Genomic DNA, 24752 nt, shown 5'->3' with positions numbered 1-24752 from the left:
GTCCCTTAACGAGAAGAGGGGGGCGTAGTGCACCACGGCGGGTAAATACGCACGGGTAACACGAGCACTAGGAAAAGAAGGGCGATGGCAACACCCGCCATTACCCGATAGAGATCCGCCGAGGCGAGTACCACTGCCTGCTCGTGGATCCGGTGTGCAAGTTCGCCGAGACCATGCGCGGCGTGGATGCTTTGGCTCGTCACAAGTGCGTGATTGCCCAAGTGGTCCACGAGCATGTTCGAATGAAGGCGTTCGCGATCGGTACCCAGCTCTTCGATGAGACCGGTCGCCACGGCCGCGGAAAATGTTTTAAGCGAGTTGAACATCGCCGACGCAAATGGACCCTCCGTCGGGGGCAAGCCCGTCGTTACGCCCATCAGGATCGCCAGGATCACCATCGGTTGCGCGACGATCTGTATGGATTGAAGCCAGTAGAAATTGTCGCGAATCCACTCGGACGTGATGAAGGTCCCCATCAGGCACGTGGTGACCATGAGGCACAATCCCATCGCCATGACCCACCGGTGGTCAACCCGCCGTAGATTCAGGACCGCAGCCGTCAGAGGAAGCGCGATCAATAGCGGGATCGCAACCAGCAAGGATAAGGGCGCGGTTTGCAGTGGCCTGTAGGCGTGAACCTTGGCGAGATATTGGCCGGGTATTGCGGCCACGCCAACCAGCAGTATTACCGCGCCCACGAGTGTCGTCAGTCCGTGCGTAAAGTTTCTGCGCGAAAGCAACTGCAGCTTGAAAAAGGGAAGCGGGTGAAACCACTCGTTGACGAGAAATGTCACAAACAGCAGCGCTCCTCCAACAAACATCACGCGAATGAAATCGGAATTGAGCCAGTCAAGACGATCACCTTGCAGAAAGCCCATCACGAGCATGGCGACGGCCGGAAATCCCGTCAGAAACCCGGTCCAGTTGAATGCCCGGAGTCGTTCGAGTTTGAGCGGATCTGGCGGAAGCCCCTGCTGGATCGCCACGCAGACTACGATGCCAAGCGGCACGATTTGCCAAAAGGCCATTTGCCAACCGACATATTCGGTCCACAAAGCGGCGAGTGGTGTGCCGAGCGCCGGTCCAAAGGTCGCCGTGAGCGCGTACCCGGCGAGCCCGTATAGCTTCACTTTGGGCGGGAGATAGCGCAGCGCCACGATGATCAACATCGGCGGAAGGCATCCGCCAGCAATCCCCTGCAGGACGCGCAACACATAGAGTGCAGGCAGGTTCGGTGCGAAGGGGCAAAGGAACCCGAGGAGCATCGTCGCGATCACGGCGCCGATCGTAAAACGATTGAGCGTGAACGTGATCCCAAACCACGGAGCAAACACCATCGTAGCGACATTAGCCGCCTCGAACAGAGCAGTCAGCCAGGTTCCCTCATCATGACCAATCAAGAGTGCGCCCTGAACATCCGCCATCGACTGTGCAGTGACCTGCTCGTTGAGAATCGCCAATAGAGACGCTAACAACATCCCAACGAGGCCGATAATGAGACGAAGCGAAAGCGCGGATTGTGCGGGCGTCCGCTGCCCAGGAGCCTCTGCCCCAGGCACAGAAGCGGGTGCCGGCGACTGTGCGACGATCGGCACTTCCATACCAGTCGTTAGGGGGTTGCCTGTAGTCATAGGAGTCCCGTTGCTACTCATGTTCGATAGGGTATCTAAATATCGTGGTCGGAGGCCGCATGAAAAGAGAAGACCCTCCAACCATCGATAGTGGAATGCGACCGCTTTACGCCTTCGGTTGCACCTCTTTAAAGTACTGCGGTGCTTCCCGGCGATCGAACATTCCGTACTCCCGGATGATGCGGATATTCCGCAGGCGCAAAACATCCGTCGTCACCGCATTGCGTTCGAACGCTTCAGCTGCCGCATGGTCGCGCCACGTCACCACCGCGATAACGTCTCCCGGTGCCATCAGTGCGTCGAATACGTCCCAAGAAACGAGGCCAGGCGCGCTTGTATCCACTCCAAGTGATTTCGCTGCCACTTCTGCGCCAGCCTGCTTGACCCACTCCGACGAGAAGTTCCCGTCATGCAGCGTTACCGCCGTACCTTGGCCCACCTCGGTAACATCCAGGCGCTGCTCACGCAACACCTGTCCTTCGGGCGGTCGGGTATCGCTGACGACTTGGCCAATGCGCAAGCGATAGTCGGAAAATACCCGATCACGCGCGGCTTGCATTGTCTTGTTATGCGTCGTCTGAGTACGCCAGCGTATGAGCGACTTCTCGTCGCGCCAGCTCGACAGTGAAAGAAGCCATCCCTCGCGCGTGAGACTTGCATAGCGGTTGTTGTCGATAAACCCATCGATCTTCTCGAGTTCAGGGCGCAGCATCTTGGCCATGCCGAGATAAGCATCGAACTGTTCTGGTATGGGGTGAACTTCAAGCATTGCGGAGAACATGAGTGCCTCTTTCGTTTAGTTAGCCATAAGGCGTGTAGTGATTGTCCAGGATAGGCGCAATTCATTGGAACCCAAGCTGGTTGGTATTGGGCCAATGAGTTGGCGAATTCTGCCAACCGGCTACGAATGTCCTGATAACCATCGCTACCCGAAAGAGTCTTTTTCCAACTGATAATGCGAGCTTTTTCGACGTCGAAAATCATATACAGCCGCTTCCTGCCATCTCGAACGATTTCAGCGTGGGAGCTTGAGTGTCTTCTTTGAGCCATTCGATGACGCGGATCGTCACCATGTGGATCACAACGCATAGAATGACGACGTGTGGACACGGCGATCAGGATGGGAAGCGAATGGACAAATTGCGTGAGATGGAGATTTTTCGTCGCCATCGTGGACCGAGGCAGCTTTACTGGCGCTGCCGAAAAAGTCGGAATGTCGGCCGCCGCAGTCTCGCGGGCGGTCAATTCGCTGGAATCCCGTCTCGGCACACATCTGCTTGCCCGGACAACGCGATCGGTTCGTCCGACGGATGCAGGCATGGCATACCTCGAAGCCTGCAGGAAGGTGTTGGATACCATCACGGATGCGGAAGCAAACATTGCGGCCGATCAACTCAATCCGGTAGGTACGTTGACCGTTTCTGCACCGGTCCTGTTTGGCCAGCGCTACGTTGCGCCTCTGCTCAATGCCTTCACGCTGCGCTATCCGGATGTCAGCGTCAATGCGGTGTACGTCGATCGAACCACGCGGCTTCTAGAGGAGGGTGTGGATATTGCTATCCGTGTCGGCCACCTTGGCGACTCCTCGACATTCGCCATTCCGTTGGGCTTTGTGCGGCGCCGAACGTATGCGGCTCCCTCTTATCTCGCCGCGCATGGGGAACCCCTTCACCCCAAAGATCTGACCAATCACCGCTGTGTGTCTTTCACTGGCGTCTCGCCTCCGCTTGAGTGGGTGTTCAACGAGAACGGTTCGAGGTTGCCTGTGAGACTTCAGCCACGGATGATTGTCGACCTGGGTCCCGCTGCCGTTCTCGCCGCCGTCGACGGTGTGGGGATCATCCAGTTGCTGTCGTATCAGGCGGCTCCTGAGGTACTCGATGGCAGGCTCCAGCCCGTCCTGACGTCATTCGAGCCCGAGTCGATCCCGGTAAGCCTGCTTCATGTAGAGCGGCGAAGCACCAGCGGCAAGATTCGCGCTTTCGTGGAATTCGTTACCGAGACACTACGTAAAAACGCGCATCTTCAGGGCATGGACGCGACTGCAACGCGAACTTCCCGGTAGGCGGCTACCAGCGCATCGAGGTCGAACGCCCTATTCAGTCCACTTGGATTGGGTACGACCCAGGCGCGTGTGCCGCCGAATGGCTTGGTTTGTGCTCCCCAATCGATGTTGCGCGTGCCGGAGATCGCCGAGAGCGCCATCTTTCCAAGGAACACGATGTGCCGTGGTGCGTACTGCTCGATTTTCCGGCGAAAAGCATCCCCGGCCAGTTCAATCTCCGATCGCGAGAGCTCGGCGGCCTGCGCTGTCGATCGCGGGACCACCGTTGTGAGACCGCAACCATATCGAAGAATCGTGTGGCTGTCTTCGGGACGAATCTGTTCGGGAGTGAAGCCTGCAAGATGCACGACCCGCCAGAACCGATTGCCTCTGCCCGCAAAGTGATGACCTGTCGACGCCGCACGCATGCCTGGATTGATTCCGCAAAAGACTAGCGACAAGCCCGGTTCAAGGACATCAGGAAGAGATTGATGGGAATTGACGTCGGTCACAGATGAGACAGTCCTTGAAAAGAGACCTGCTTGTCGACACCGTTATCCATCCATGGCTGCTTGCCTAACTCGCCGCGGAATCGTTGCCGATATTGTTTTGGTGTTACCTCTAACCGTCGGGAGAAAGTCGTGCGCATATGCGTGGCACTGCGGAAGCCGCATTTAAACGCTACGGTCTTCAGCGGCGCATCCGAGTCTTCGAGCAACTTCCTCGCGGTGTCGACGCGAACCTGCTCAACAAACGCGGATGGTGTTACCTTTGCATACTTCGCAAATACTCTTGAGAAGGTTCGTCGGCTCACTGCAACTGCACCCGCGAGCTGTTCGATCGATAGCGCTTCGGTTATATGCTCAGTCACATATTGGTGCACTTTGCCGATAATCGGATCTTCGTCCCTTCCTGTTCCAACATACGGGCTGTACTGAGACTGGCCGCCTTCCCGCTGGATATAGACGACAAGACGTTTTGCAACACGCACCGCCAGCTCGTGCCCCCAGTCTTCGGCGACAAGCGACAGGCACAGATCGATGCCAGCCGTCACGCCTGCCGAGGTAAAGAGGCGTCCGTCACGAACGAAGATCTTGTCGGGCTGCACGCACGCCTGCGGAAATTCCTGAGCGAGGCGCCCCGCATCCGCCCAGTGAGTCGTCACTTCCTTGCCGTCAAGCAGTCCCGCATGTGCGAGCACGAATGCCCCGTTGCAAACGGAGCCGAACCGCGTCGCCTCTCGTGCCTGATTTTGCAGCCACGTCAGAAAGTCACTGGACGGTTGAGCGTCGGGCAATTGCGGCCCTCCTGCGACCAGTAGCAGGTCCCATTGCGTATCGAGATCCGCATAGCCAAACGGTACCGAAAGTTGCATCCCGTTCGAGCAGGTCACGGTGCCGGCCCGCGGTCCCACAAGGGAGACTTCATATTTCTGGTGTTCGCAAAGGGACGTGTTTGCTTCCGCGAACACGTCGAGGGGGCCCGCAACATCGAGCGACTGCACACCATCGAATATAACAATGGCGACTTTCATGCCGTGACCTTCGTGGAGTGAGTAGGCCCGTTTCCGATACCGGCGATTCGATTGGCTTCGTCCGAACAACTGGATCAAGGCTACTAACCTGTATTGACGAGCGGTGTTCCAGCTTACCGCAATAGTCCGAAAACAGGGACGTACTAACCGGTAATTGACTTTTGCGTCTGTGTAACAAGACGGGACCCGAGCGGTGCCCAACGGACATTGACCTTGCGCACGCAAGGCAGCCTACGACATTACCGCAGGGGCGCCGTTGGCCCAAATCTCACGTTGATTGGCCCAGCATGGCGACATCAACGTGTTTCCTCTTCCATGCCGGCTGATTAGACTTGGTCTCGTGGATGCGGGACGATAACCAAGGACAGATTCATCATGTTGAAAGAACGCAATACCTCGCACCGAGTGGTAACCGGGTGCGGTCGCTGCGAACGCGCGACGCTCGCGTGCAGTGCATTCTCGGAGTGACGGTGCATGCATGTCGCGATGATGCTCTACGCAGGATTTCGGCTGCTCGAAGTGACGGGCCCGATGGATGTCTTCCACGAAGCGAACCGTCTGTGCGGCGCAAGGTTGTACGAGCAGCATCTCGTGGGGCCGTCCCCGGGGCCCGTCGTGTGCTCGAATGGCGTAGCGGTGGGCACGACAGAGTGTCTGTTGGATGTGCATGCTTTATTCGACATCGTCGTGGTGCCAGGCTCCCCGGTCATTGGCCCGAGGCGTGAGCATCGGGAACTGGTGGACTGGCTCAGTGATGCCGGGCGCAGGGTGCGAAGGCTCGCGTCGGTGTCAAACGGAGTTTTTTTAATCGCGCGCGCCGGCCTTGCCGACCATCGCTCGTTGACCACGCATTGGCGCGACGCGCAACGTCTTTCCGCCGAATATCCCTTGGTACACGTCATGAGCAATCAAAGCTGCTTGAAGGATGGCAACCTGTACTCGTCGCGCGGCGTGAGTGACGGTATCCACGTGGCCTTGGCCCTGGTCAGGGAGGACCTTGGCGACGAGTTCGCCAGAAGCATTGCAACGTCATTGTCGGGGCAGCGCAAGTGAGCACAAAGTTAAGGCCGTTCGACGAGCCGGGATGCCGCTCACCATGATGCGGTGGCATCCACCTGATTCGTCTCACGAGCGCCGGTCATGGCCCGGATGCAGCTAATTTTGGCCCATGCACCACCGTCAAGAAGGGAGCGCGCCGTTCCAATCGTTGGCAGAATCATTCCCTCCTTCCTCACAATTCTTCCAGAAGAAAAAGCACCTCATGAGCGTGCTAGATGGACGAGGCTTGGTACGGAGAACCCGTCTAAGCAATCGTCCATACGCTGTTCTCGAGTTGGAAGGGAAATCGTCCTTTGAATTTAACCGCTGCTCTTGTCAGCGTCGCTCTCCCACGCGAGCCAACCATGACCCAAAACCCAATCATTGCTTCACAAGCCGATCTGACGTCAACGAATGCGAGAGAAACGCTGTCGGGGGCTGACATTATCCTGCGCGTACTCGCCGAGCAGGGCGTCGACACGCTGTTTGGATATAGCGGCGGTGCGATTTTGCCAACGTACGACGCCGTGTTTCGTTATAACGAAATGAACGCGGCACATGCTGAGCGTCAAATCAAGTTTATCGTACCGGCCAATGAGCAGGCCGCGGGTTTTATGGCCGCCGGTTATGCGCGGGCCAGCGGAAAAGTCGGCGTCTTCATGGTGACGTCCGGCCCGGGTGCGACAAATGCCGTGACGCCGATTGCCGATTGTAATGGCGATTCAATACCCGTCGTCCTCATCTGCGGGCAGGTGCCACGTGCTGCGATCGGCAGCGATGCGTTTCAGGAAGCGCCCGTCTTCAACATCATGTCGGCGTGCGCTAAGCAGGTGTTTCTGATAACCGACCCGACGAAGCTCGAGCAAACGGTGCGAACTGCTTTCGAAGTTGCCCGCACCGGCCGGCCGGGCCCGGTCGTCGTGGACGTGCCAAAAGACATCCAGAACTGGACGGGACCCTATCATGGGCGCGGCACGCGACATTTTCGCGGCTACTCCGACCGTCTCCGAATGGTGGCGAAAGGCGCGCGTCTTGAAGGGGAAAAGGCCGACGCCTTCTTCGATCTTCTGCGGCAGAGTAAGCGGCCGCTGCTCTATATCGGTGGCGGTGTTATCACGGCCCGCGCGACTGCTGAGCTGCGCGAGTTTTCCGAGCGCAACGGAATTCCGATCGTGACGACGCTCATGGGTCTTGGCGCCATACCTGCAAATCACCAACTGTGTCTCGGCATGCTCGGCATGCATGGTGCCGCCTGCGCAAACTACGCAGTTGAAGACTGCGACTTTCTCATCGCGGTGGGCGCCCGATTCGACGATCGGGTCGCCGGTGGCCGGCCTGAATCATTCGCTCCCAATGCCCGCTATGTCGCTCATATCGACATTGACGAGGCGGAGATCAACAAGGTCAAGCGCGCGCACTGGAGTCACGTGGGAGATGCGAAAGACGCGTTACTGTCTTTGATAGAGCACAGTCCGGCGACTCAGTTGCCTTCGGACTGGCTCGAGCAAGTGATGGAGCTAAAGCGGACGTTCGGAATGAACTACGACCGAAAAAACCCCTCGATTCACCCGCAGTTGGTTATCGAGAAGCTCAGCGAAATCACAGGCGGACGAGCGATCATTAGCACGGGCGTCGGCCAGCATCAGATGTGGGCCGCGCAGTTTTTCGCATTTATCGAGCCTCGAAGCTTTCTGGCATCGGGAAGTATGGGAACGATGGGTTTTGGCCTGCCTGCGGCGATTGGCGCGCAATTGGCGCGACCGGATGCCCTTGTGATCGACATCGACGGCGACGGAAGCATTCGGATGAATGTCGGCGAACTGGAGACGGCAAGCACGTACGGCGTCCCCGTCAAAGTACTGCTGCTCAACAATCGCGGTGACGGAATGATCCGGCAGTGGCAGCGTCTCTTTTATGAAGGGCGGATGTTTGTCAGCGACAAGGCGCTGCATCGGAAGAACTTTGTGATGGCGGCACAGGCCGATGGTTTTGAGTTTGCCCGTCGCGTTCAAGTGGTATGCGAACTTGAGGGCATGCTGAGGGAGTTCGTGGAATTTGACGGACCCGCCTTCCTCGAAGTGATGATCGACGAGAACGCCGATGTTTTTCCGATGGTAGGCCCGGGCCAAAGCTACTCGAGCATGATCACCGGTCCCTTTATCCCGTCTCGAACCGAGCAAGAAACACACAGTCAGAGCGTAGGACGCAAAAGTGCTACGGATATGTTCTAGCGAAGGTGAGTTCCGGTGTCGCAAAGAGTGACACGATCATGGGCGCGGCACGATGGGGCTATGCGTTTCATGGCGGCCTCTCGCCTATTTGTTCAGCTTCTCTCGAGGCGCTTGTCGAAATCTATGGTTGACGAGAATTTAATTCATAAGGCACTTGCGAACCCGTTCCGGCGCGAGATCTTGAGGTGGTTAAAAACGCCGAACCAATACTTTGTCCAGGGACACGTCAATTCCGGTTGCGGGGTACCGTCAAATGCAATCCACGCGCGCAGTGGGCTATCTCAATCGACCGTATCAGCGCACGTCGCAGCATTGGTCGAGGCGGGACTGCTTGTTTCGACCCGCGTTGGTCAGTGGATGTTTGTAGCGCGAAATGAAGAGGTGATTCGCGCTTTTGCGACACAGATCAGGTTGCACCTGTAGCCGTTGGCTTTATCGACCGAGGTGTCGGTCACCCAGGCAGCCCTTCGACAGTGCGGCGGTCCATGCTCACTTCGAGCGTGACGAGATGGCCATCGTGGATGCGGCTCGTGGACAGTTCGTCGTGACTGGTCCGATATTTGTTCTGTCGCGTGCTGCCTTTGCGTGATGCGTCGAGTTCTAGCCCGTACGAAGCGAACCTGATTGTCACCCAGTCGTACCGCGTGTCGGCCTCCCGGATGTCGACGTTCGCGGGTTCTTCAGAAAATGTTGTCATTCTGGCTCCCGATCGGTTTTGCCGCGCCGTCCGCAGCCTCGCCCAAGCGGGCGAAGATTATTTCCAAGAATGAAGTACCTGTTACGTTGTCAGAGTAACTCAGTAATGCCGGCTGATCAGGCTAGTGGCAAAGGTTGAATAAAAAACGAATGGGTATCCTAATCATAGGATTTTCAGAATCTTGGATAGTCTGTCAATCGTTCGCACCTCATCCGACGGGGCTCCGTTGGAAATCCACTGCATAAAAGTTACAGCATGCAGACTTGACTAAAGTCTACAGTCCGACGGTAGACGTTCCTGTTGAGCCAGGGCACGAACGTGTATTCGTCGTATGCGTTGCTGCCGACAAAAATCCAATTGCTGAGAATGTTGAACATCGCCGTCTCCCATTCCATTTGCCATTGACAGGCACCGCCCCAGCTTCGCTGCGAAAGCCGCTCCCAGCCACCTCACGCCTTCCGATGCCATGGAGCCCGGATGCTGCTCGATCGTCTGCAGTACGTCGTTACCAAAATCCAAGACCGCGCATTGCATCAATGCCCCATTTGCTCAAAGGCCACTCGAAGCTGGTCCTCGCGGCCGTTATCCGCCTCGTGGATGTATGCAGGTGAGCGCTTTTGACGCGACACCGCACTTGCGCCACCACTAGCGAGGTGCAGATATACGAGATGACCATGTTTATAGTACATAAAGACTAAGATAGGTATGTTTACAAATTAAATCAAGAGAATTCGGGCGCCACGTCCATTGTCATCCGTCCCCGAAGACGGGGTCTCGATCGCCCCCGCCTGCTTGCAGGCACAGAGGCCGGGCCTACTTCAAACCATGGGTCGGCACCCTGGTGTCGAACTTTGTGAAGGCAGGGAATTCCCTCTCTTTTTTCTTTGTTTTTATTTTTGTATTGTGACCTAACTTTGGTAGTATTTTCTATGAAGGCGCCGCGGGAAGCGTTTGCAACCAGATCGCCGATTGACGATTCAGGAGTTCAGCCATGGATGAAGCCACGCGCAAGGCGTTCGTCGAGGACGGCGCCATTCTGGTCAAAGGTCTTCTCAGCGAGCAGCAGTTGATCCGGTGCCGGCAGGTCTTCGACTGGGGCATAGAGAACCCCGGGCCTATGGCTTGCAGCCTGTTCGAAGGCACGGTACACAAGACCCACAACGACAACGCCAATCCGTATGCGAAGGGGCGTCTAGACGAGCTGGTTGGCCAACTGCCGTTCGGCCGACTGCTCGCGGACCTGTGGGCCTCGGATCACGTCTGGTATTTCGCGGAGGAACTGTTCCTGAAAAGCGGAGGCAGGAGCGGTCGCTCGCCGTGGCATCAGGACACTTCCTACCTGCCATGGGAGGGCATGCACTTCGGCAATGCCTGGATCAGTTTCGAGGCCGTACCCAAACAAAATGCGCTCGAGATCGTGCGGGGATCGCATCGAGGTCCGCGTCACGATGGCACGACCTTTCAAAATGCTGAAGATCCGACTGATCCTCTACATGGCGGCGATGTCTGGCCGCGCCTGCCGAATATCGAAGCTGAGCGCCGCGATAACCCGGCTGCTTACGACATCGTTTCGTGGGCGACGGAGCCCGGTGACGTCCTGCTGCTGCATCCGGGCGTGCTGCACGGCGGCGGCGCGGTGGACAGCGCGTTTCCGGAGCGCCACACGCTCGTGCTGCGCTTCTTCGGCGACGACGCGGTTTTCAGTCCGCTGCCGCAACCGAGCGTCTCGGGCTTCACGTCGTCCGGTGTCTTGTTCCTCGAAGAACTTGCCGCGTTGAAAGAAGGGGATCCGTTTCGCGCACCGTGTTTCCGTCAACTCGTCTGACCAAAAGGGCCACCATCATGACAATGTCCACTACGCGGCAATCGATCATCCCGCCGCCGTTCCAGGCGTTCTACGACGCTTACCATTTTTCACCCGCGACCCGCGTGGGGGACACGATCTGGGTCTCCGGCCAGGTCGGCATCGGCCCGGATATGAAAGCCGGCGAGGGCATGCCGGCGCAGGCCCGCATCGCCTTCGAGTCCCTCAAAGCCGTGCTCGAGACGGCGGGCGCGAGCCTCTCCGACGTGGTGGAGCTGACCACCTTTCACACGGACCTACGCGGCGAAATCGAGGCCTTTTCGGCGGTCAAGGACGCGTACTTCCCGGCGCGCTATCCGTCGTGGACCGCGGTTGGCGTGACGCAACTGGCGCTGCCGGAGCTGTGCATCGAGATTCGGGCTGTGGCCGTGTCGGGGTGCGGCGAGGGCTAAACGGTGCGGCCCCGATGCGTCAGGTTTGAATCTAACAGTACGTCTTACTAATTAGAGTGGGATCAGAAGGAGAGTCATGATGAGGAAGCAAACCGTCGGCGCCGTGTCTGCCATCGCGGCCGCCTTAGCGCTCGTAGCCGGGTCGGCCGTTGCCGACGACCTCACGCCGGTAGGCGCCGAGCGCGCGGCCAGCAAGGATGGGCTCGTGCCGGCGTTTTCCGGCAGGGGAGCGACGCCGGCCGGCTGGCAATGGGGCAAGGTTCGCGGCGACTTCTGGCAGCACAGGAGCGAAAAGCCCCTCTACTCGATCGACGCGTCGAATGTCGACAAGTATGCGGACAAGCTGGCGCCGGGCCAGATCCAGCTCGTCAAGCAGTTGAAGGGCTACCGCATGGACGTGTACCCGTCACATCGCGAATGCCAGTTGCCGGATTTCGCTGAACAGAATTCGCAGGCTAACCTCACGGCGGCGAAACTCGCGTCGGATGGCCAGACGGTGCAAGCCGCGACGCTTCCCGGCGTGGCCTTCCCCCAGCCCAAGACCGGGGCCGAGGCGATCCTCAACTACGAGACGCGATATCGCGGCGAGGGCATCGAATGGGCGCCGGTCGTCACGACCATTTCTCCGCGCCCCGGCAGCAGCGACTGGATCGATGCAGTCGGTCCTCAGGCCTTTTACTTGCCGGCGGGCAAGGAAGGCAAGACCACGCCGGCGGACGTCGACCAGTTCAGTCTTGGCGCTTACTTCACGATCGACTCGCCGGCGGCACTGGCCGGACAGGCCTTCGTGCAGCGGCAGTACTTCGACAAGGACTCCGAAACCTACTACTACTTCCCCGGCCAGCGCCGCGTGAGACGCATGCCGGCCTATACGCACGACGCGCCGCTGATTGGCTTCGAAAATCAGTATCTGATCGACGAATCCAACATGTTCAACGGTTCCATCGACCGGTTCAACTGGAAGCTGGTGGGCAAGAAGGAAATGACTGTTCCTTACGACGACTTCGGCATGTACACCTTCAAGGACAAGCTGCATGACGTCGCCACGCCCAATGGCATCGCACCCGACCATCGTCGCTACGAGGTGCACCGCGTCTGGGTGGTCGAGGCGATGCTCAAACCCACGGCGCGCCACGTTGCGTTGAAGAAGGTGTTCTATCTGGACGAGGACAGCTGGCTTGCGCTCGTGGGCGAGGACTATGACGCGCAGGGCAAGCTCTGGAAGGTGCGCGAGAGCTACGCGATCCCGGTGTGGGAACTGGGTGGCGCCTGCGATAACGAGCCGTTCGTGCAGTACGACGTCAACAACGGACGCTACGTGTTCGACGCCTCGTCGATTGGGCAGGGCAAGGACATTCACTGGTACCAGCAGATCAACGACCCGCGCTTCAAGGCGGACTTCTTTACGGCCGAATCTTTGCGGTCAGTAAGCGAGCGCTGAAGTTCGGCGAGGTACCTGGGGACTGGCGCGCGCCGGGGGCGTGCGTCGGAATTAAGGGTGACGGCAGGGGAGAACCATGAAAACGAAGATCATCGGAAGATATGTTGCGGCGTCGCTGGCCATGTTCGGCGCGGCTGCGACGAGTGCGTACGGCTACGAGTTCACGACGGGTCTGGGAGATCTCACGGGCTCGTGGGTGACCAACCTCACGGGAGGCGCGGGCATCCGCACAAAAAACCCGAGCTGCTCGCTTACCGGTGACCCGAACTCGTTCGGTTGCGGCGCGGCAGCCAACACCAATCAATGGGGCGTGGGTGACGACGGTAATCTGAACTACCGCAAGGGTCAGCCCTTCAGCACCTACATCAGTGCGACGAGCGAACTGCTCTTCAAGATGCCAAGCGAGGGCCTAAAGTTCATGATCCGTGGCACGGGTATGTACGACTTCCTCGCCGGCGACACGAACCGCACGCCGCTGTCGAGCACCGCTGCGGCGCAGGTCGTCTACAACGCACAACTGCTCGACCTGTGGGGCGAGAAGGATTTCACCATCAACGGGCAGAGCGCGCACGTGCGCCTCGGCAACCAGGTGATCAACTGGGGTGAGAGCGTGTTCGCGCAGGGCGGCATCAATGCCACCAACTCGCTCGATGTGCAGAAGTTGCTGATTCCAGGCTCGCAGCTGAAGCAGGCGCTGCTGCCCGCGCCGATGATCAGCTTTGCGGCCGATCTTTCTCACGGATTCAGCACTGAGGATTACTATCAGTTTTCTTGGAACGGCAACCGCTATCCGCCGGTGGGCTCGTTCTGGTCAGTATCGAACAGCCTGGGCCGGGGAACCGACCCGTATACGGTGAGCACCACGAATCTGAACGTGGCTGGCCCCAGCGCCGGTACCATCGCGGGGGCCAGCAGCGGCAACAAGAACGTGCTCAACGGGATCAACTCCGGCCTCGTCAACGGCGCCTACGCGGGGCCGCCATGGAACGATATCGGCCTGCCTGTCAACTGGCGGGCACCCTCGAAGTACCATCCGCAGTTCGGCATGAAGTTCAACTATTCGCCGCGCTCCTTCGATGCGAACTTCGCGTTCTACTACGTCAACTATACCGACAAGTCGCCGGTGCTTTCGTCGCTGGCCAATGGCACGCTCGACTGGTCGTATCTGCAGAACCGCCAGCTCTTTGGCGCCAGCGCGAACTTCGGGATCGGCAACTGGGCGATCGGTACCGAGCTCTCGTACCGGCCGCACGATGCCGTGGCGCTGTCGAGCTGCTATGGCGCGGGTGGCCCACTGGACCTGAACACCAACGGCGTGGCCGGCGTGAATTGTCGGCAATGGGCCGACATGAAGAAGTTCCAGTACGACATCAACGGGCTGTTGGCGCTCACGCGCAGTGAGTACCCGTTCCTCAAGCTGATCGGCGCGGATGCAGCGACGCTGACCTGGGAACTCACATGGATCTACTACCCAGGTCTGAGCCAGCGCGGCGTCACGCGCTCGGTGGATGGCCAGACGGTCACGCAGGTGCCTCAGGCGGGCTACCTGCCCTGGCTGAACAACGGCTCCAGCCTGGGCTACCCGATCGGCATGGCGCAGGGCACGTCGAGCTCCGTGGGCGCAACCATCGATTTCAACTGGACCTACGACGGCACGCTGATTCATGGCTGGCAAGTGACGCCAGGCGTGACGTTCGCCGACGGACTCTACGGCTATACGCCGACGCTTACCGCGAACTACCTGCAGGGCTCGAAGTCGCTGAACCTCTACGTGCTGTTCAACCAGAACCCGACGGTCTGGCAGGCGGGCATCAATTACACGCTGTTCTGGGGCGGACACAACACCGTAGGCAATCCCTACGCAGACCGCAACTTCGTCGGCATGTTCGTCACCCGGAACTTCTGATGGGCGGAGCGCCAGTGTGGGGTCCGATGCCGTTTGTCGCCGGAGCTGCCGAAACACTTGAAGGGAAAATGCCGTGTTAAATCGTCTGGTAAAAACGCTGGAAAGGGTGTTCTTCGGTCACCGCATGGTCGTGCTGGTGAGCATTGGCCTGTTCACCGCGGTCATGGCATTTTTCGCCGTGCAGTTGCGGATGGATGCGGGCTTCGAGAAGCAGATGCCGATCGGCCACGAATACATTCAGACCTTCCAGAAGTACCGCTCTGACCTCCTCGGCGCGAACCGGATCACCGTGGTCGTGCGTGCACGCAAGGGCTCGATCTGGACGAATGAAGGGCTTACGCGACTGTACAAGGTGACCCGGGCGGTGACGTACCTGCCGAACGTGGACCGCATTGGCGTGCAGTCGCTGTGGACGCCGAACGCCTACGTGAACGAGATCACCGACGAGGGCTTTCGCGCGGAGCCAATCATCTCCGGCACGATCACGCCCGACCAGCTCACGCCCGACGTTGTCGGGAAGGTCCGCCGTGCGACGGCACTGGGCGGCTATATCGGCACGCTCGTTTCGCACAACGAAGACAGCGCCATGATTACGGCCGAGCTCAACGAGCGGGACCGCAATGGCGAGGTGCTCGATTACGTGGCGTTCAACCACCTGCTCGAAGCCCAGATCCGCAAACCGTTTGAAGATGCGGGCTATGAAATCCAGATCATTGGCTTCGCGAAGCAGATCGGCGATATCGCCGATGGCGCGACCGCGGTGCTCGGCTTTTGCGGCATCGCGTTGCTGCTCACGGCGCTTGCGGTCTACTGGTACTGCCATTCGGTGCGCTTCACGGTGCTGCTGATTTCATGCTCGCTGACATCGCTCGTCTGGCAGTTCGGCACGCTGAAGCTGTTGGGCTTCGGACTGGACCCGCTCGCGGTGCTGGTGCCATTCCTGGTCTTTGCGATTGGCGTCTCGCACGGCGTGCAGCAGGTCAACTTCATCGTGCGTGAGATCGCGCACGGCAACAGCTCGTTCGACGGGGCGCGGCACAGCTTCAGCGGTCTGCTGATTCCGGGCGTACTGGCACTTGTCACCGCATTAGTATCGTTCATCACGCTGCTGCTGATTCCGATTCCGATGGTGCGGGAACTGGCGATCACGGCGTCGCTCGGCGTTGCATACAAGATCGTGACGAATCTGATCCTGCTGCCGGTAGCGGCGTCGTGCTTCAACTTCACGAAGCGCTACGCGGACTGCGCGCTCAGGCGCAGCGAGCGGCGCTCGGCGTGGCTGCGCGGGCTCGCGCGCATCGCCCAGCCGCGTTATGCAGGCGTGACCGTTGCATTGACGCTGGTGGTGTTCGCACTGGCCGCCTGGCAAAGCCGCGACCGCGTGATCGGCACTCTGCAGCCGGGCGCGCCCGAACTGCGTGCGGATGCGCGTTTCAACCGCGATGCCACGTCGATCGCTTCGAGCTACGACATCGGCCTCGACTGGCTCACGGTCGCGATCGAGTCGGCGAAAAAGGGCTGCGACAACCCGGCAGTCGGACTGTACGAGGACGACCTCACGAGCGCGATGCGCACCGAGCCAGGCGTGGTGTCGGTCGAGTCCTACCCGGCGATGCTGCGCCGCTACAACCAGGGTTACAACGAGGACTACCCGAAGATGAATGTCGTGCCGATCGACCCTGAGAACTACGGCGCGGTCTCGGTGGATGTGGGCCGGGTGAAAGGCTTCATGAAGGCGGATTGCAGCATGACGGCCGTGCATCTGTTTCTCACCGACCACAAGGCCACGACGATCAGCCGGATCCTGGACGATGTGAAGACGTATCGCGCTACGCATCCGTTCCCGGGCATCACCGTGCGTCTCGCGGCGGGCAATGCGGGCGTACTCGCCGCGACCAACGAGGAAGTGGCAGCGAGCGAGTTGCCCATGATGCTCTACGTATATGCAGCGATCCTGATACTGGTGTTCCTCGCCTACCGCGACTGGCGCGCGATGCTCGCGTGCTGCCTGCCGCTTTCGGTGGCGACCTTCATCGGCTACTGGTTCATGAAGGAGTTGCAGATCGGGCTCACGGTGGCGACGCTGCCCGTCATGGTGCTGGCGGTGGGTATAGGCGTGGATTACGCGTTCTATATCTACAACCGGCTGCAGGTGCATCTGGCGGGCGGCCAGAACATCGTGAAGGCGGTGCAGCACGCAATGCTGGAAGTGGGTGTGGCGACGATCTTTACGGCTATCACGCTGGCCATTGGCGTGGCGACGTGGAGCTTCTCGGCGCTCAAGTTCCAGGCCGACATGGGCAAGCTGCTGGCGTTCATGTTCCTGGTGAACCTGCTGATGGCAATGACGGCACTGCCGGCGCTGGCCTCGGTTCTGGAGCGGTGGTTCCCGAGGCGCAAACCGGCGCGTGCGCCTGGACTCTTCAGCCATTGAACAGGGGAGACGCAGTCATGATCAAGATGCTTGTTACCTGTGCCGCGCTGTGCGTGAGCGCTGCAGTCTGGGCCCTCCCGCCCGGAACCGTTGCGGACTGGGCTGCCAGGCCCGCCCATGCGTGGACCGCGCCAGCGCACATGATGTTGATGGACGCGGCGCGCGCCGGTTTGCGCATCGTCGCGGTGGGCGAGCATGGTGTCATCATCCTTTCGGATGACGAAGGAAAGACGTGGCGCAAGGCGAAAGGAGTGGCTGTTTCGGCGACGCTCTCAGCCGTCACCTTTACCGACGCGCAGCACGGCTGGGCGGTCGGCCAGTGGGGCGTGATTCTCGCAACGGGCGACGGCGGCGAGACCTGGCAGAAGCAGCGCATGGACCTCTCGGTGGACCAACCGCTCTTCTCCGTGCTCTTCACGGGCGAGAAGGACGGCATTGCGGTAGGCCTGTGGTCGCTGATGCTCGCCACGCACGACGGCGGCAAGACGTGGACGAAGGTGATTGTGCCGAAGCCGCCGGGTGGCACGAAGGCGGACCGCAACCTGTACCACATTTTTGCCGACCGCCAGGGCGCGCTCTATATCGATTCGGAACAGGGGATGGTGCTGAAGTCCACGGATGGTGGCGCGAACTGGAGCTATCAGGCAACGGGCGGCAAGGGCACGCTGTGGACGGGCGTGGCGCTGCCCGACGGGCGGATCGTGGTGGGCGGGCTGCTGGGCAGCCTGTACCAGAGCAGCGACGGCGGGGCGACGTGGGCGGCGCTGAACACGGGCACGAAGAGTTCGATCACCGATCTCGTAGCGACTCGAAACGGACTGATGGGCGTCGGGCTCGATGGCCTTGTGTTCCGGCAACGCGAGGGCAGCACGTCATTCGAGGTTCATCAGCGCGATGATCGCGCAACGCTCACCGCTGCATTGATTGATGGCGCCGGCAAACCGGTGTTGTTCTCGCAGGAGGGGGTACTGACGGTCCATTGAGAAACGCCAGTCGCTACCTTGTTAGAACGTTCTCCGTAAGAGCAGAGAAGAAAGGGGGAGAAACAATGAAACTGAATTGGGCATGAAAGATGGATCGGAAACGTAAGCCGGATACACAGACCCGGCGCCAGCTGCTACGCGTTACAGCGATGGGCGCGGCGTCACTCGCGGCCGGCGGCATGTCGCTGGCACAGGCCGCCGTAACGAAGCCCAAGAACGGCGACATTCTGGACGTCGCGATCATCGGCGCGGGTCTCGCTGGATTGACCGCGGGCCGTGACCTCAAACTGGCCGGATGCGATTCGTTCGTCGTGCTCGAGGCACGCAACCGCGTCGGTGGGCGCACCTATAACCACGACCTCGGACACGGCGTCGTTTCCGAAGCCGGAGGGCAGTGGATCGGTCCCGGCCAGACCGCGATCTTCGATCTGGCACGTCAACTCGAGATCGATACGTTTGCGAGCTGGTACACGGGTAAGACCGTCGTGATGGCGCAGGGCGCTACGGTGGCGCAGGATTTTCATGGCGGCACTGGGGGTGACGACACGATCGGCAACCGGCTTGCCGAACTGTCGCGCGGCGTGCCGTCCGGCGCGCCGTGGAAAGCATCGCATCTGGCGGAACTGGACAAGCTCTCTTACGGCGAGTGGCTCTTGCAGCAGGGCGTGAAATACGAGGACGGCTACTTTCTCGCGCTAGCCGCGAAGCTGACCACGGGCGGTGCGCCGGCGCAGCTGGGTCTGCTGCACTACTTATCGATGATCAACAGTGCAAGCTGCAACTACACGCAGCTCGAAGCGTTCAGGGGCGGCGCGCAGGAAACGCGCATCATCGGCGGTTCGCAGCGTCTGAGCATCAAGATGGCCGAGCAACTCGGCGACAAGGTCAGGCTGTCCTCGCCCGTGCGCAAGGTCACCGGCTGGGATCGCGACGTTGTCGAGTTGCACACCGATCAGGGCGTCGTCAAGGCGCGTCGTGTGATCGTTGCGATGAATCCGGCCCTGTGCAATCAGGTGGTTTTCGATCCGCCACTGCCCGGCGGGCGGACGCAACTCCAGCAGAACTGGCCCGCGAACGCCCCCATGCGCAAGACGGTCCACGTCTACGACAAACCGTTCTGGCGCGACGCCGGTTATTGCGGAACGATCTTCCAGGTCGGTGGCCCCGTCTTCATGGCGTACGACAACTCGCCTCCCGATGCATCGCTCGGCGTGATCGCCGCATTCGTCGCGCCGGGGATGTTGCCGGACGATTCCGCGATGGCCGAAAAGACGCTGTCGACCACTTTTGCCAAGGCATTCGGGGACCGCGCGCTGCATCCGACGCAGTTCCACGACTACGACTGGGGCCGGGTCGATCCATGGACCCTGCATTGCATCAATCCCATGCCGCCGGGCTTCTGGACGAAGTGGGGCAAGTATCTGCATCCCGAAGTGGGGCGCCTGATCTGGTCAGGGACCGAAACCGCCGACATCTGGGCCGGCGCGATGGACGGTGCCGTGCGTTCGGGCCACCGTGCTGCCTTGCAGGCGCTGGCCGGTTTCACTCGACGCGGCGAGGTGGCGTGAATGAAACGGGCATGGATCGTAAGCGCAGTCGTCGTGCTGGCAGGCGTCGTGGGCGTGGGAGCGCTCTACGGACGCGATTACCTCGACGGTATGCGCTTCGAAAAGACGATGAGCGAGATCGACAAGACGGCAGTGGCAGACGGTAGCCCATGGCCGCAACCGCAGGAGACCTGCTACTTCTGCCACGGTGCGCACGGGCAGTCCGTCAACGCGTGGTATCCGGCGCTGTCCGGACAGCCAGAAGCTTATCTCGTCGCCCAGTTGCACGCGTTTGCTGGCGGCCAGCGACCCAGCCCCTACATGGGGGCGATTGCGAGGGAGCTTACGGACGAGCAGATCAAGTCGATGGCTGTCTATTTCGCGCGGCAGGCGCCTGCCCAAAGCGAAGCGGTGCACGGCCAGGCGGCGCTCGAAAAGCGCGGGATGGCGCTCGTAGCGGCGAAAAGCTGCCAGGTCTGCCACGGGGCGTCGTTCATGGGCCGGGATCAGGCGCCGCGTCTGGCGGGCCAGGGCGAAGCCTATCTCGCGAAGCAGCTTGCTGCCTTCAAAACGGGCGAACGTCATGACCCAAACGGTGCAATGAACGGGATGGCGGCCACCCTGTCGGGCGAAGACATCCAGGCGGTGGCCAGCTATCTTGCGAGCCTGACGCCGGGTAGCAGCGCCGCAGGCACGCAATAGCTGCCATGTCGTAATGGTCAGGAGCAGTGGGGAGACAGGGGAATACCCTGTCTTTTCTCAGCATCATATATTTGTCAACATTAACTAAGTTTTGTATTGTGTTCTATAAAATGCATGTGTTGTCGCGACATCGACCGACAGAGGAGTTCTTCAGCCGCGGCGACATCCAGGCATTTGTCAGACGCAACATTCGGCCAATCACGTTTCAGGAGACAAGCATGGCAAAGCATCCCGTCGTCGTTTATGGCGCAAGCGGTTACACCGGCATGTTGATCATGGACTGGCTCATCGACCAGGACATTCCCTTCACCGCCGTAGCGCGCAATGCGAAGCGTACGCAGGAGATGATGGCGCAGCGGGTCGTGCGCCTCGAATCGGCAAACTACGAAGTCATTGAGGCCGAGCACAACGTGAATTCGCTCGAGAATGCCTTTCGCGGTGCAAAGGTCGTGTGCAATACGGTCGGGCCTTTCTTCAATTTCGGCCTCACTGCCGTGGAAGCGGCGCTCAAGGCAGGCTGCCATTACCTCGACACCACTGGTGAGCAGCACTATATCCGTCAGGTCCGCGAACAGTTCGGCGAGCAGTTCCGGCAGGCCGGGCTGCTGGTGTCGCCGTCGAATGCCTACATGTACACGTTCGCCGAAATCGCCGCCGAACTGGCGCTCGAAACACCGGGCATCGATGCGCTGGAGACCGCCACGCTCACGCGCGGCCCGCGAGGCGCCGGCGCCGGTGTGAGCGTGGGCTCCACCGCGACGATCTTCGAAGGCTATCGTCAGGAAGCCTGCTATCTGTGGGAAAAAAAGCTGATGCCGCATGACAGGCACGCTTCGTTCACCATCGCCTCTCCGGATTTCCTTCAGCCAGTGTTCGCGCTGCCGTGGGGCGGTACGTCGCTGCCGGTGTCTTTCGAGCACGATCCGCGCGTGCGCAGCTGTGTTTCCTGCGTGGGCTTCTACGACAACAATGCGATGCAGATGGTGCATGCGCTCGGACAGAAATGGGACGCCGAGTATGCGAACTTGCCGCGCGAGCAGCAGGATGGGGTGCTTAAACAGCTCGTCGATTCGACCACGCCGGCTATGCCGCCGCGCGAACGCACGTCGCTTCATCGCACTGTTGACTTCGCGATCGGCCGTGGCCAGCTTTCGGCCGTTCGCGCGACCGTGCACGGTATTACGCCATACATCGCGACTGGCGCCATCCAGACGGCCGCGGCCATCAAGCTCCTCGACGGTGAGACTGCGAAAGTGGGCTTCGCTTCGGGTTCCAAGGCATTCGGGCATCGCTATCTGCTCGGGTTCCTCGAGCAGCGCGGACTCGCGCGCGCGACCGTCGCGCCGCTTTAAGCGCCGCGACGAGCAGATTCAGCACAGATTCAGGGAAACATGGGATATGGCAATCATTGATTTCTTCGACCGCGGTTGGCACATCAACCCCAACGGCATCGCGTATATCCAGGACGAGCGTGGCTATTCGTTCGATGAGGTGCACGCGTTGTCGTGCCGCATCGCCAACGGCCTGCTCGCCGCCGGCTTCGAAAAGGAAGCGAAGGCAGCGGTCTGGGCCGACAACGACGTCACGGCATGGACCTGCACGCTGGGGCTGTGGCGTGCGGGCGTGGTGTGGATCCCGGTGAACGGGCGCAACGCGCCGCAGGAGAACCAGTACCTCCTCGACGCGTTCGATTGCGAAGCGCTGTTCTTTCATCAGGCGTTCGCACCGGCGATCGAAGCGCTGCGTCCCAGCCTGCCCAAGGTCAGGCTCTGGATCTGTATCGATGCCGATCTGCCGTGGGCGCCGTCGCTCGAGAAGTGGAGCGCGGCACAACCTGCGACAGAGCCGCGCGTCGATTACGACATGGACGACATCGTGACCCTTTCGGCCACGGGTGGAACGACGGGTTTGCCGAAGGGTGTGATGAACACGCATCGCGCGTTTCAAACCTACTTCGCGCAGTTCATGATGGCGTTTCCGTATGGCGTGGAGCGTCCGGTCAATCTCGCCGCCGCGCCCATGACGCATACCGCGGGAATGCTCTCGCTGCCGTGCACCGCGCGCGGCGGCACGGTGGTCGTGTTGCCCAAGCCGGAGCCGGCGCTTCTTCTCGCGGCGATCGCGAAGCATCGGGTCACGGAGTTCTTCCTGCCGCCGACGGTCATCTACCGTCTGCTCGATATCCCCGGCATCGAGGACCAGGATTTTTCGTCGCTCAAGTGCTTCCTGTATGGCGCCGCGCCGATGTCGGTGGAGAAGCTCAAGCGCGCGATCGAAGTGTTCGGTCCGATCATGGCGGGCGGCTACGGACAGACGGAAGCCCCGGCGTCCATCTCCTATCTCACGCCTGCCGAGCACTTCGTCGACGGCAAGCCTGCGCCGGACAGCCGGCTCTCGTCGGTCGGCAGGCCCAACCCGCTGATCCGCGTCGAAATCATGAACCATCGCGGCGAGATCCTGCCGCAGGGCGAGACCGGCGAAATCTGCGTGCGCGGCGACCTCGTCATGAAGGGCTACTACAAGGCGCCGGAGAAGACTGGGGAAACGATCATCGACGGCTGGCTGCACACGGGCGACGTCGGTCATCTGGATTCCGAAGGGTATCTGAACATCACCGACCGCAAGAAGGACATGATCATCAGCGGCGGCTTCAACGTCTATCCGAGCGAAGTCGAGCAGGTGATCTGGGCCCATCCGGCGGTGCAGGATTGCGCGGTGATCGGTGTGCCCGACGAAAAGTGGGGGGAGGCCGTGAAGGCGGTGGTGGAGCTCAACGCGGGTCAGAGCGTCAATGCCGAAGATCTCGTGGCGTTGTGCAAGGAGAAGCTCGGCTCGATCAAGGCACCGAAGACTGTGGACTTCGTCGCGGCACTGCCTCGCAGCGCGGCCGGCAAGGTGCTGAAGAAGGATCTGCGCGAGCAGTACTGGCAGGGTCAAACCCGTCGGATCTGAGTCAGCAACGTTGAGATAAAACACCATGAGCGACATTTACATCGCCGGCATTGCGATGACCGTGTTCGGCCGGCACTTCGAGCGCAGCATCGACGATCTCGCGGGCGAAGCGCTACGCGGAGCATTGAAGGATGCGGGCTGTGGCGCAGAGGCGATCGGCGCGGCTTTCTATGCTGGCATCACCAACGGGCCGCTGCAGGGCCAGCTGTCAATTCCGGGGCAGGTCGTGTTCAGCAAGATCGGGATTGAAGGCATTCCGGTCTACAACGTCGAAAACGCCTGCGCATCGGGCAGCACCGCGGTGCATCTCGCAGCCCAGGCACTTCGGTCGGGCGCCTGCGATGTGGCGCTCGCGCTCGGCGCGGAGAAGATGAACGTAGCGGACAAGGCGAAATCATTCGCTCTCTTCGAGGCGGGCTGGGACGTGTCGCGCGTCGACGAGAACTTCGCCAGCCTGATGAAGCTCGGCGAAGGCATGGAGCCGCCGCCCGGATCAGAGTCCGATCGGCCCTATAGCCGCTTCATGTCGGTCTACGCCGCGCTGTGCCGGTATCACATGAAGATCTACGGCACCACGCAACGCCAGATCGCCGCCGTGTCGTCGAAGAACCATCTGCATTCGGTGCACAACCCGTATTCGCAGTTCCGCCAGCCGTTCACGATCGATGAAGTGCTTGCGGCACCGCCGATCACGTATCCGATCACGCTGCCGATGTGCGCGCCGGTCACGGACGGTGCGGCAGCGGCGATCCTCTGCACCAAGGAGGGACTGCGGCGCATCGGCGCCGACCACGAGCGTTGCATCCGGATTGCGGCGAGCGTGATCCGCAGCTTCACGCATCGACGAGCCGACGAGCCGGAGAAGAATATCGGCCGCCTCGCGGCGCTGCAGGCCTATCAACAGGCAGGCCTCGGCCCCGAGGACATAGATGTCGCAGAAGTGCACGACGCGTCGGCAATGGGGGAAATCATCCAGGCCGAAAATCTGCAACTGGTCCCGATCGGCCAGGGCGGCCCCGCAGCCGAGCACGGCGAGTTCACCCTCGGGGGGCGCATTCCAATCAACACATCCGGTGGCCTCGAATCGAAAGGTCATCCACTGGGTGCGACGGGAATCGGTCAGCTATACGAACTGGTGACTCAGCTGCGCGGCGAAGCGGGCGCGCGTCAGGTATCCGGCGCGCGGCACGCAATTCAGGAAAACGGCGGCGGATTTCAGGGCATCGAAGAGGCGGCGCTTGCCGTACACATTCTGAGCAAGACTTGATGGAGCGAGCATGAGCGAGACAACGGAAGCACAGGCAGGACAACAAGACGGCTCGCGTTCCGGAGTCAGCCGCCGCACCTTCATCAAGG

19 protein-coding genes and 1 pseudogene are annotated in these 24752 nt (G+C 60.4%); 15 read left to right on the top strand and 5 right to left on the bottom strand.

Annotated elements, in window-relative coordinates:
• Positions 1 to 5 precede the first annotated feature (5 nt).
• Together B0G76_RS13250 and B0G76_RS13245 are read right to left on the bottom strand one after the other, a co-directional pair.
• Entirely contained in the window at positions 6 to 1631 is a 1626-nt protein-coding gene (locus B0G76_RS13250) for an MFS transporter (protein ID WP_120296355.1), read from the bottom strand.
• Between the two features lie 106 nt (positions 1632 to 1737).
• Entirely contained in the window at positions 1738 to 2412 is a 675-nt protein-coding gene (locus tag B0G76_RS13245; protein WP_120292741.1) for an antibiotic biosynthesis monooxygenase, read from the bottom strand.
• Positions 2413 to 2762: 350 nt separating this feature from the next.
• Between B0G76_RS13245 and B0G76_RS13240 the strand changes: the two are divergent.
• A pseudogene (locus tag B0G76_RS13240) lies at positions 2763 to 3696 on the top strand (LysR family transcriptional regulator).
• Here the strand turns inward: B0G76_RS13240 and mug are convergent.
• Together mug and B0G76_RS13230 are read right to left on the bottom strand one after the other, a co-directional pair.
• The gene (gene mug, locus B0G76_RS13235; protein ID WP_120292737.1) at positions 3657 to 4187 is read right to left on the bottom strand and encodes a G/U mismatch-specific DNA glycosylase; all 531 of its coding nucleotides are present in this window, start codon (positions 4185 to 4187) and stop codon (positions 3657 to 3659) included. The pseudogene B0G76_RS13240 and the gene mug overlap by 40 nt on opposite strands.
• The gene (locus B0G76_RS13230) at positions 4184 to 5209 is read right to left on the bottom strand and encodes a GlxA family transcriptional regulator (protein WP_120292735.1); all 1026 of its coding nucleotides are present in this window, start codon (positions 5207 to 5209) and stop codon (positions 4184 to 4186) included. Before B0G76_RS13230 ends, mug begins: the two co-directional genes overlap by 4 nt.
• A gap of 474 nt (positions 5210 to 5683) precedes the next feature.
• Here B0G76_RS13230 and B0G76_RS13225 point away from each other — a divergent pair, with 474 nt between their 5' ends.
• The 3 genes from B0G76_RS13225 (at position 5684) to B0G76_RS13215 (ending at position 8901) form a co-directional block, all read left to right on the top strand.
• Positions 5684 to 6262: an AraC family transcriptional regulator gene (locus B0G76_RS13225; RefSeq protein ID WP_120292733.1), complete on the top strand. Its 579-nt coding sequence runs from the start codon at positions 5684 to 5686 to the stop codon at positions 6260 to 6262.
• Between the two features lie 350 nt (positions 6263 to 6612).
• A complete protein-coding gene (gene ilvB, locus B0G76_RS13220; protein WP_120292731.1) occupies positions 6613 to 8478 on the top strand; it encodes a biosynthetic-type acetolactate synthase large subunit in 1866 nt (621 codons plus the stop codon).
• Positions 8479 to 8601: 123 nt separating this feature from the next.
• Positions 8602 to 8901 (top strand): helix-turn-helix transcriptional regulator, encoded by a 300-nt coding sequence (locus B0G76_RS13215; RefSeq protein WP_120296354.1) that lies wholly within the window; start codon positions 8602 to 8604, stop codon positions 8899 to 8901.
• 28 nt (positions 8902 to 8929) lie between these two features.
• On the opposite strand, the gene B0G76_RS13210 is transcribed toward B0G76_RS13215, so the two are convergent.
• Complete coding sequence (locus B0G76_RS13210) at positions 8930 to 9175, bottom strand: hypothetical protein (protein WP_120292729.1); 246 nt, start codon at positions 9173 to 9175, stop codon at positions 8930 to 8932.
• A gap of 991 nt (positions 9176 to 10166) precedes the next feature.
• Between B0G76_RS13210 and B0G76_RS13205 the strand changes: the two genes are divergently transcribed.
• The 11 genes from B0G76_RS13205 (at position 10167) to B0G76_RS13155 (ending at position 24663) form a co-directional block, all read left to right on the top strand.
• Complete coding sequence (locus tag B0G76_RS13205) at positions 10167 to 11000, top strand: phytanoyl-CoA dioxygenase family protein (RefSeq protein WP_120292727.1); 834 nt, start codon at positions 10167 to 10169, stop codon at positions 10998 to 11000.
• 17 nt (positions 11001 to 11017) lie between these two features.
• Complete coding sequence (locus tag B0G76_RS13200; RefSeq protein WP_120292725.1) at positions 11018 to 11431, top strand: RidA family protein; 414 nt, start codon at positions 11018 to 11020, stop codon at positions 11429 to 11431.
• Between the two features lie 76 nt (positions 11432 to 11507).
• Complete coding sequence (locus B0G76_RS13195; RefSeq protein WP_120292723.1) at positions 11508 to 12872, top strand: DUF1329 domain-containing protein; 1365 nt, start codon at positions 11508 to 11510, stop codon at positions 12870 to 12872.
• 76 nt (positions 12873 to 12948) lie between these two features.
• Entirely contained in the window at positions 12949 to 14778 is a 1830-nt protein-coding gene (locus B0G76_RS13190; RefSeq protein WP_120292721.1) for a DUF1302 domain-containing protein, read from the top strand.
• A gap of 73 nt (positions 14779 to 14851) precedes the next feature.
• Positions 14852 to 17212 (top strand): RND family transporter, encoded by a 2361-nt coding sequence (locus B0G76_RS13185; RefSeq protein ID WP_120292719.1) that lies wholly within the window; start codon positions 14852 to 14854, stop codon positions 17210 to 17212.
• Between the two features lie 17 nt (positions 17213 to 17229).
• Positions 17230 to 18195: a YCF48-related protein gene (locus B0G76_RS13180; RefSeq protein ID WP_120292717.1), complete on the top strand. Its 966-nt coding sequence runs from the start codon at positions 17230 to 17232 to the stop codon at positions 18193 to 18195.
• Positions 18196 to 18284: 89 nt separating this feature from the next.
• Positions 18285 to 19763 carry an FAD-dependent oxidoreductase gene (locus B0G76_RS13175; protein WP_120292715.1) on the top strand — a complete coding sequence of 493 codons (1479 nt, stop codon included), beginning with the start codon at positions 18285 to 18287 and terminating at the stop codon, positions 19761 to 19763.
• Positions 19764 to 20444, top strand: a complete 681-nt coding sequence (locus tag B0G76_RS13170) for a cytochrome c (RefSeq protein WP_120292713.1) — start codon at positions 19764 to 19766, stop codon at positions 20442 to 20444. It begins immediately after the preceding gene.
• A gap of 218 nt (positions 20445 to 20662) precedes the next feature.
• On the top strand, positions 20663 to 21796 hold the full coding sequence (locus tag B0G76_RS13165) for a trans-acting enoyl reductase family protein (protein ID WP_120296353.1): 1134 nt from the start codon (positions 20663 to 20665) through the stop codon (positions 21794 to 21796).
• 46 nt (positions 21797 to 21842) lie between these two features.
• Positions 21843 to 23396 carry a class I adenylate-forming enzyme family protein gene (locus tag B0G76_RS13160; protein WP_120292712.1) on the top strand — a complete coding sequence of 518 codons (1554 nt, stop codon included), beginning with the start codon at positions 21843 to 21845 and terminating at the stop codon, positions 23394 to 23396.
• Positions 23397 to 23421: 25 nt separating this feature from the next.
• On the top strand, positions 23422 to 24663 hold the full coding sequence (locus B0G76_RS13155; protein WP_120292710.1) for a thiolase family protein: 1242 nt from the start codon (positions 23422 to 23424) through the stop codon (positions 24661 to 24663).
• Positions 24664 to 24752: the final 89 nt, after the last annotated feature.

Source organism: Paraburkholderia sp. BL23I1N1, from assembly GCF_003610295.1.
Classification (GTDB): Bacteria; Pseudomonadota; Gammaproteobacteria; order Burkholderiales; family Burkholderiaceae; genus Paraburkholderia.
This window is presented reverse-complemented; position numbering and strand designations above follow the sequence as displayed.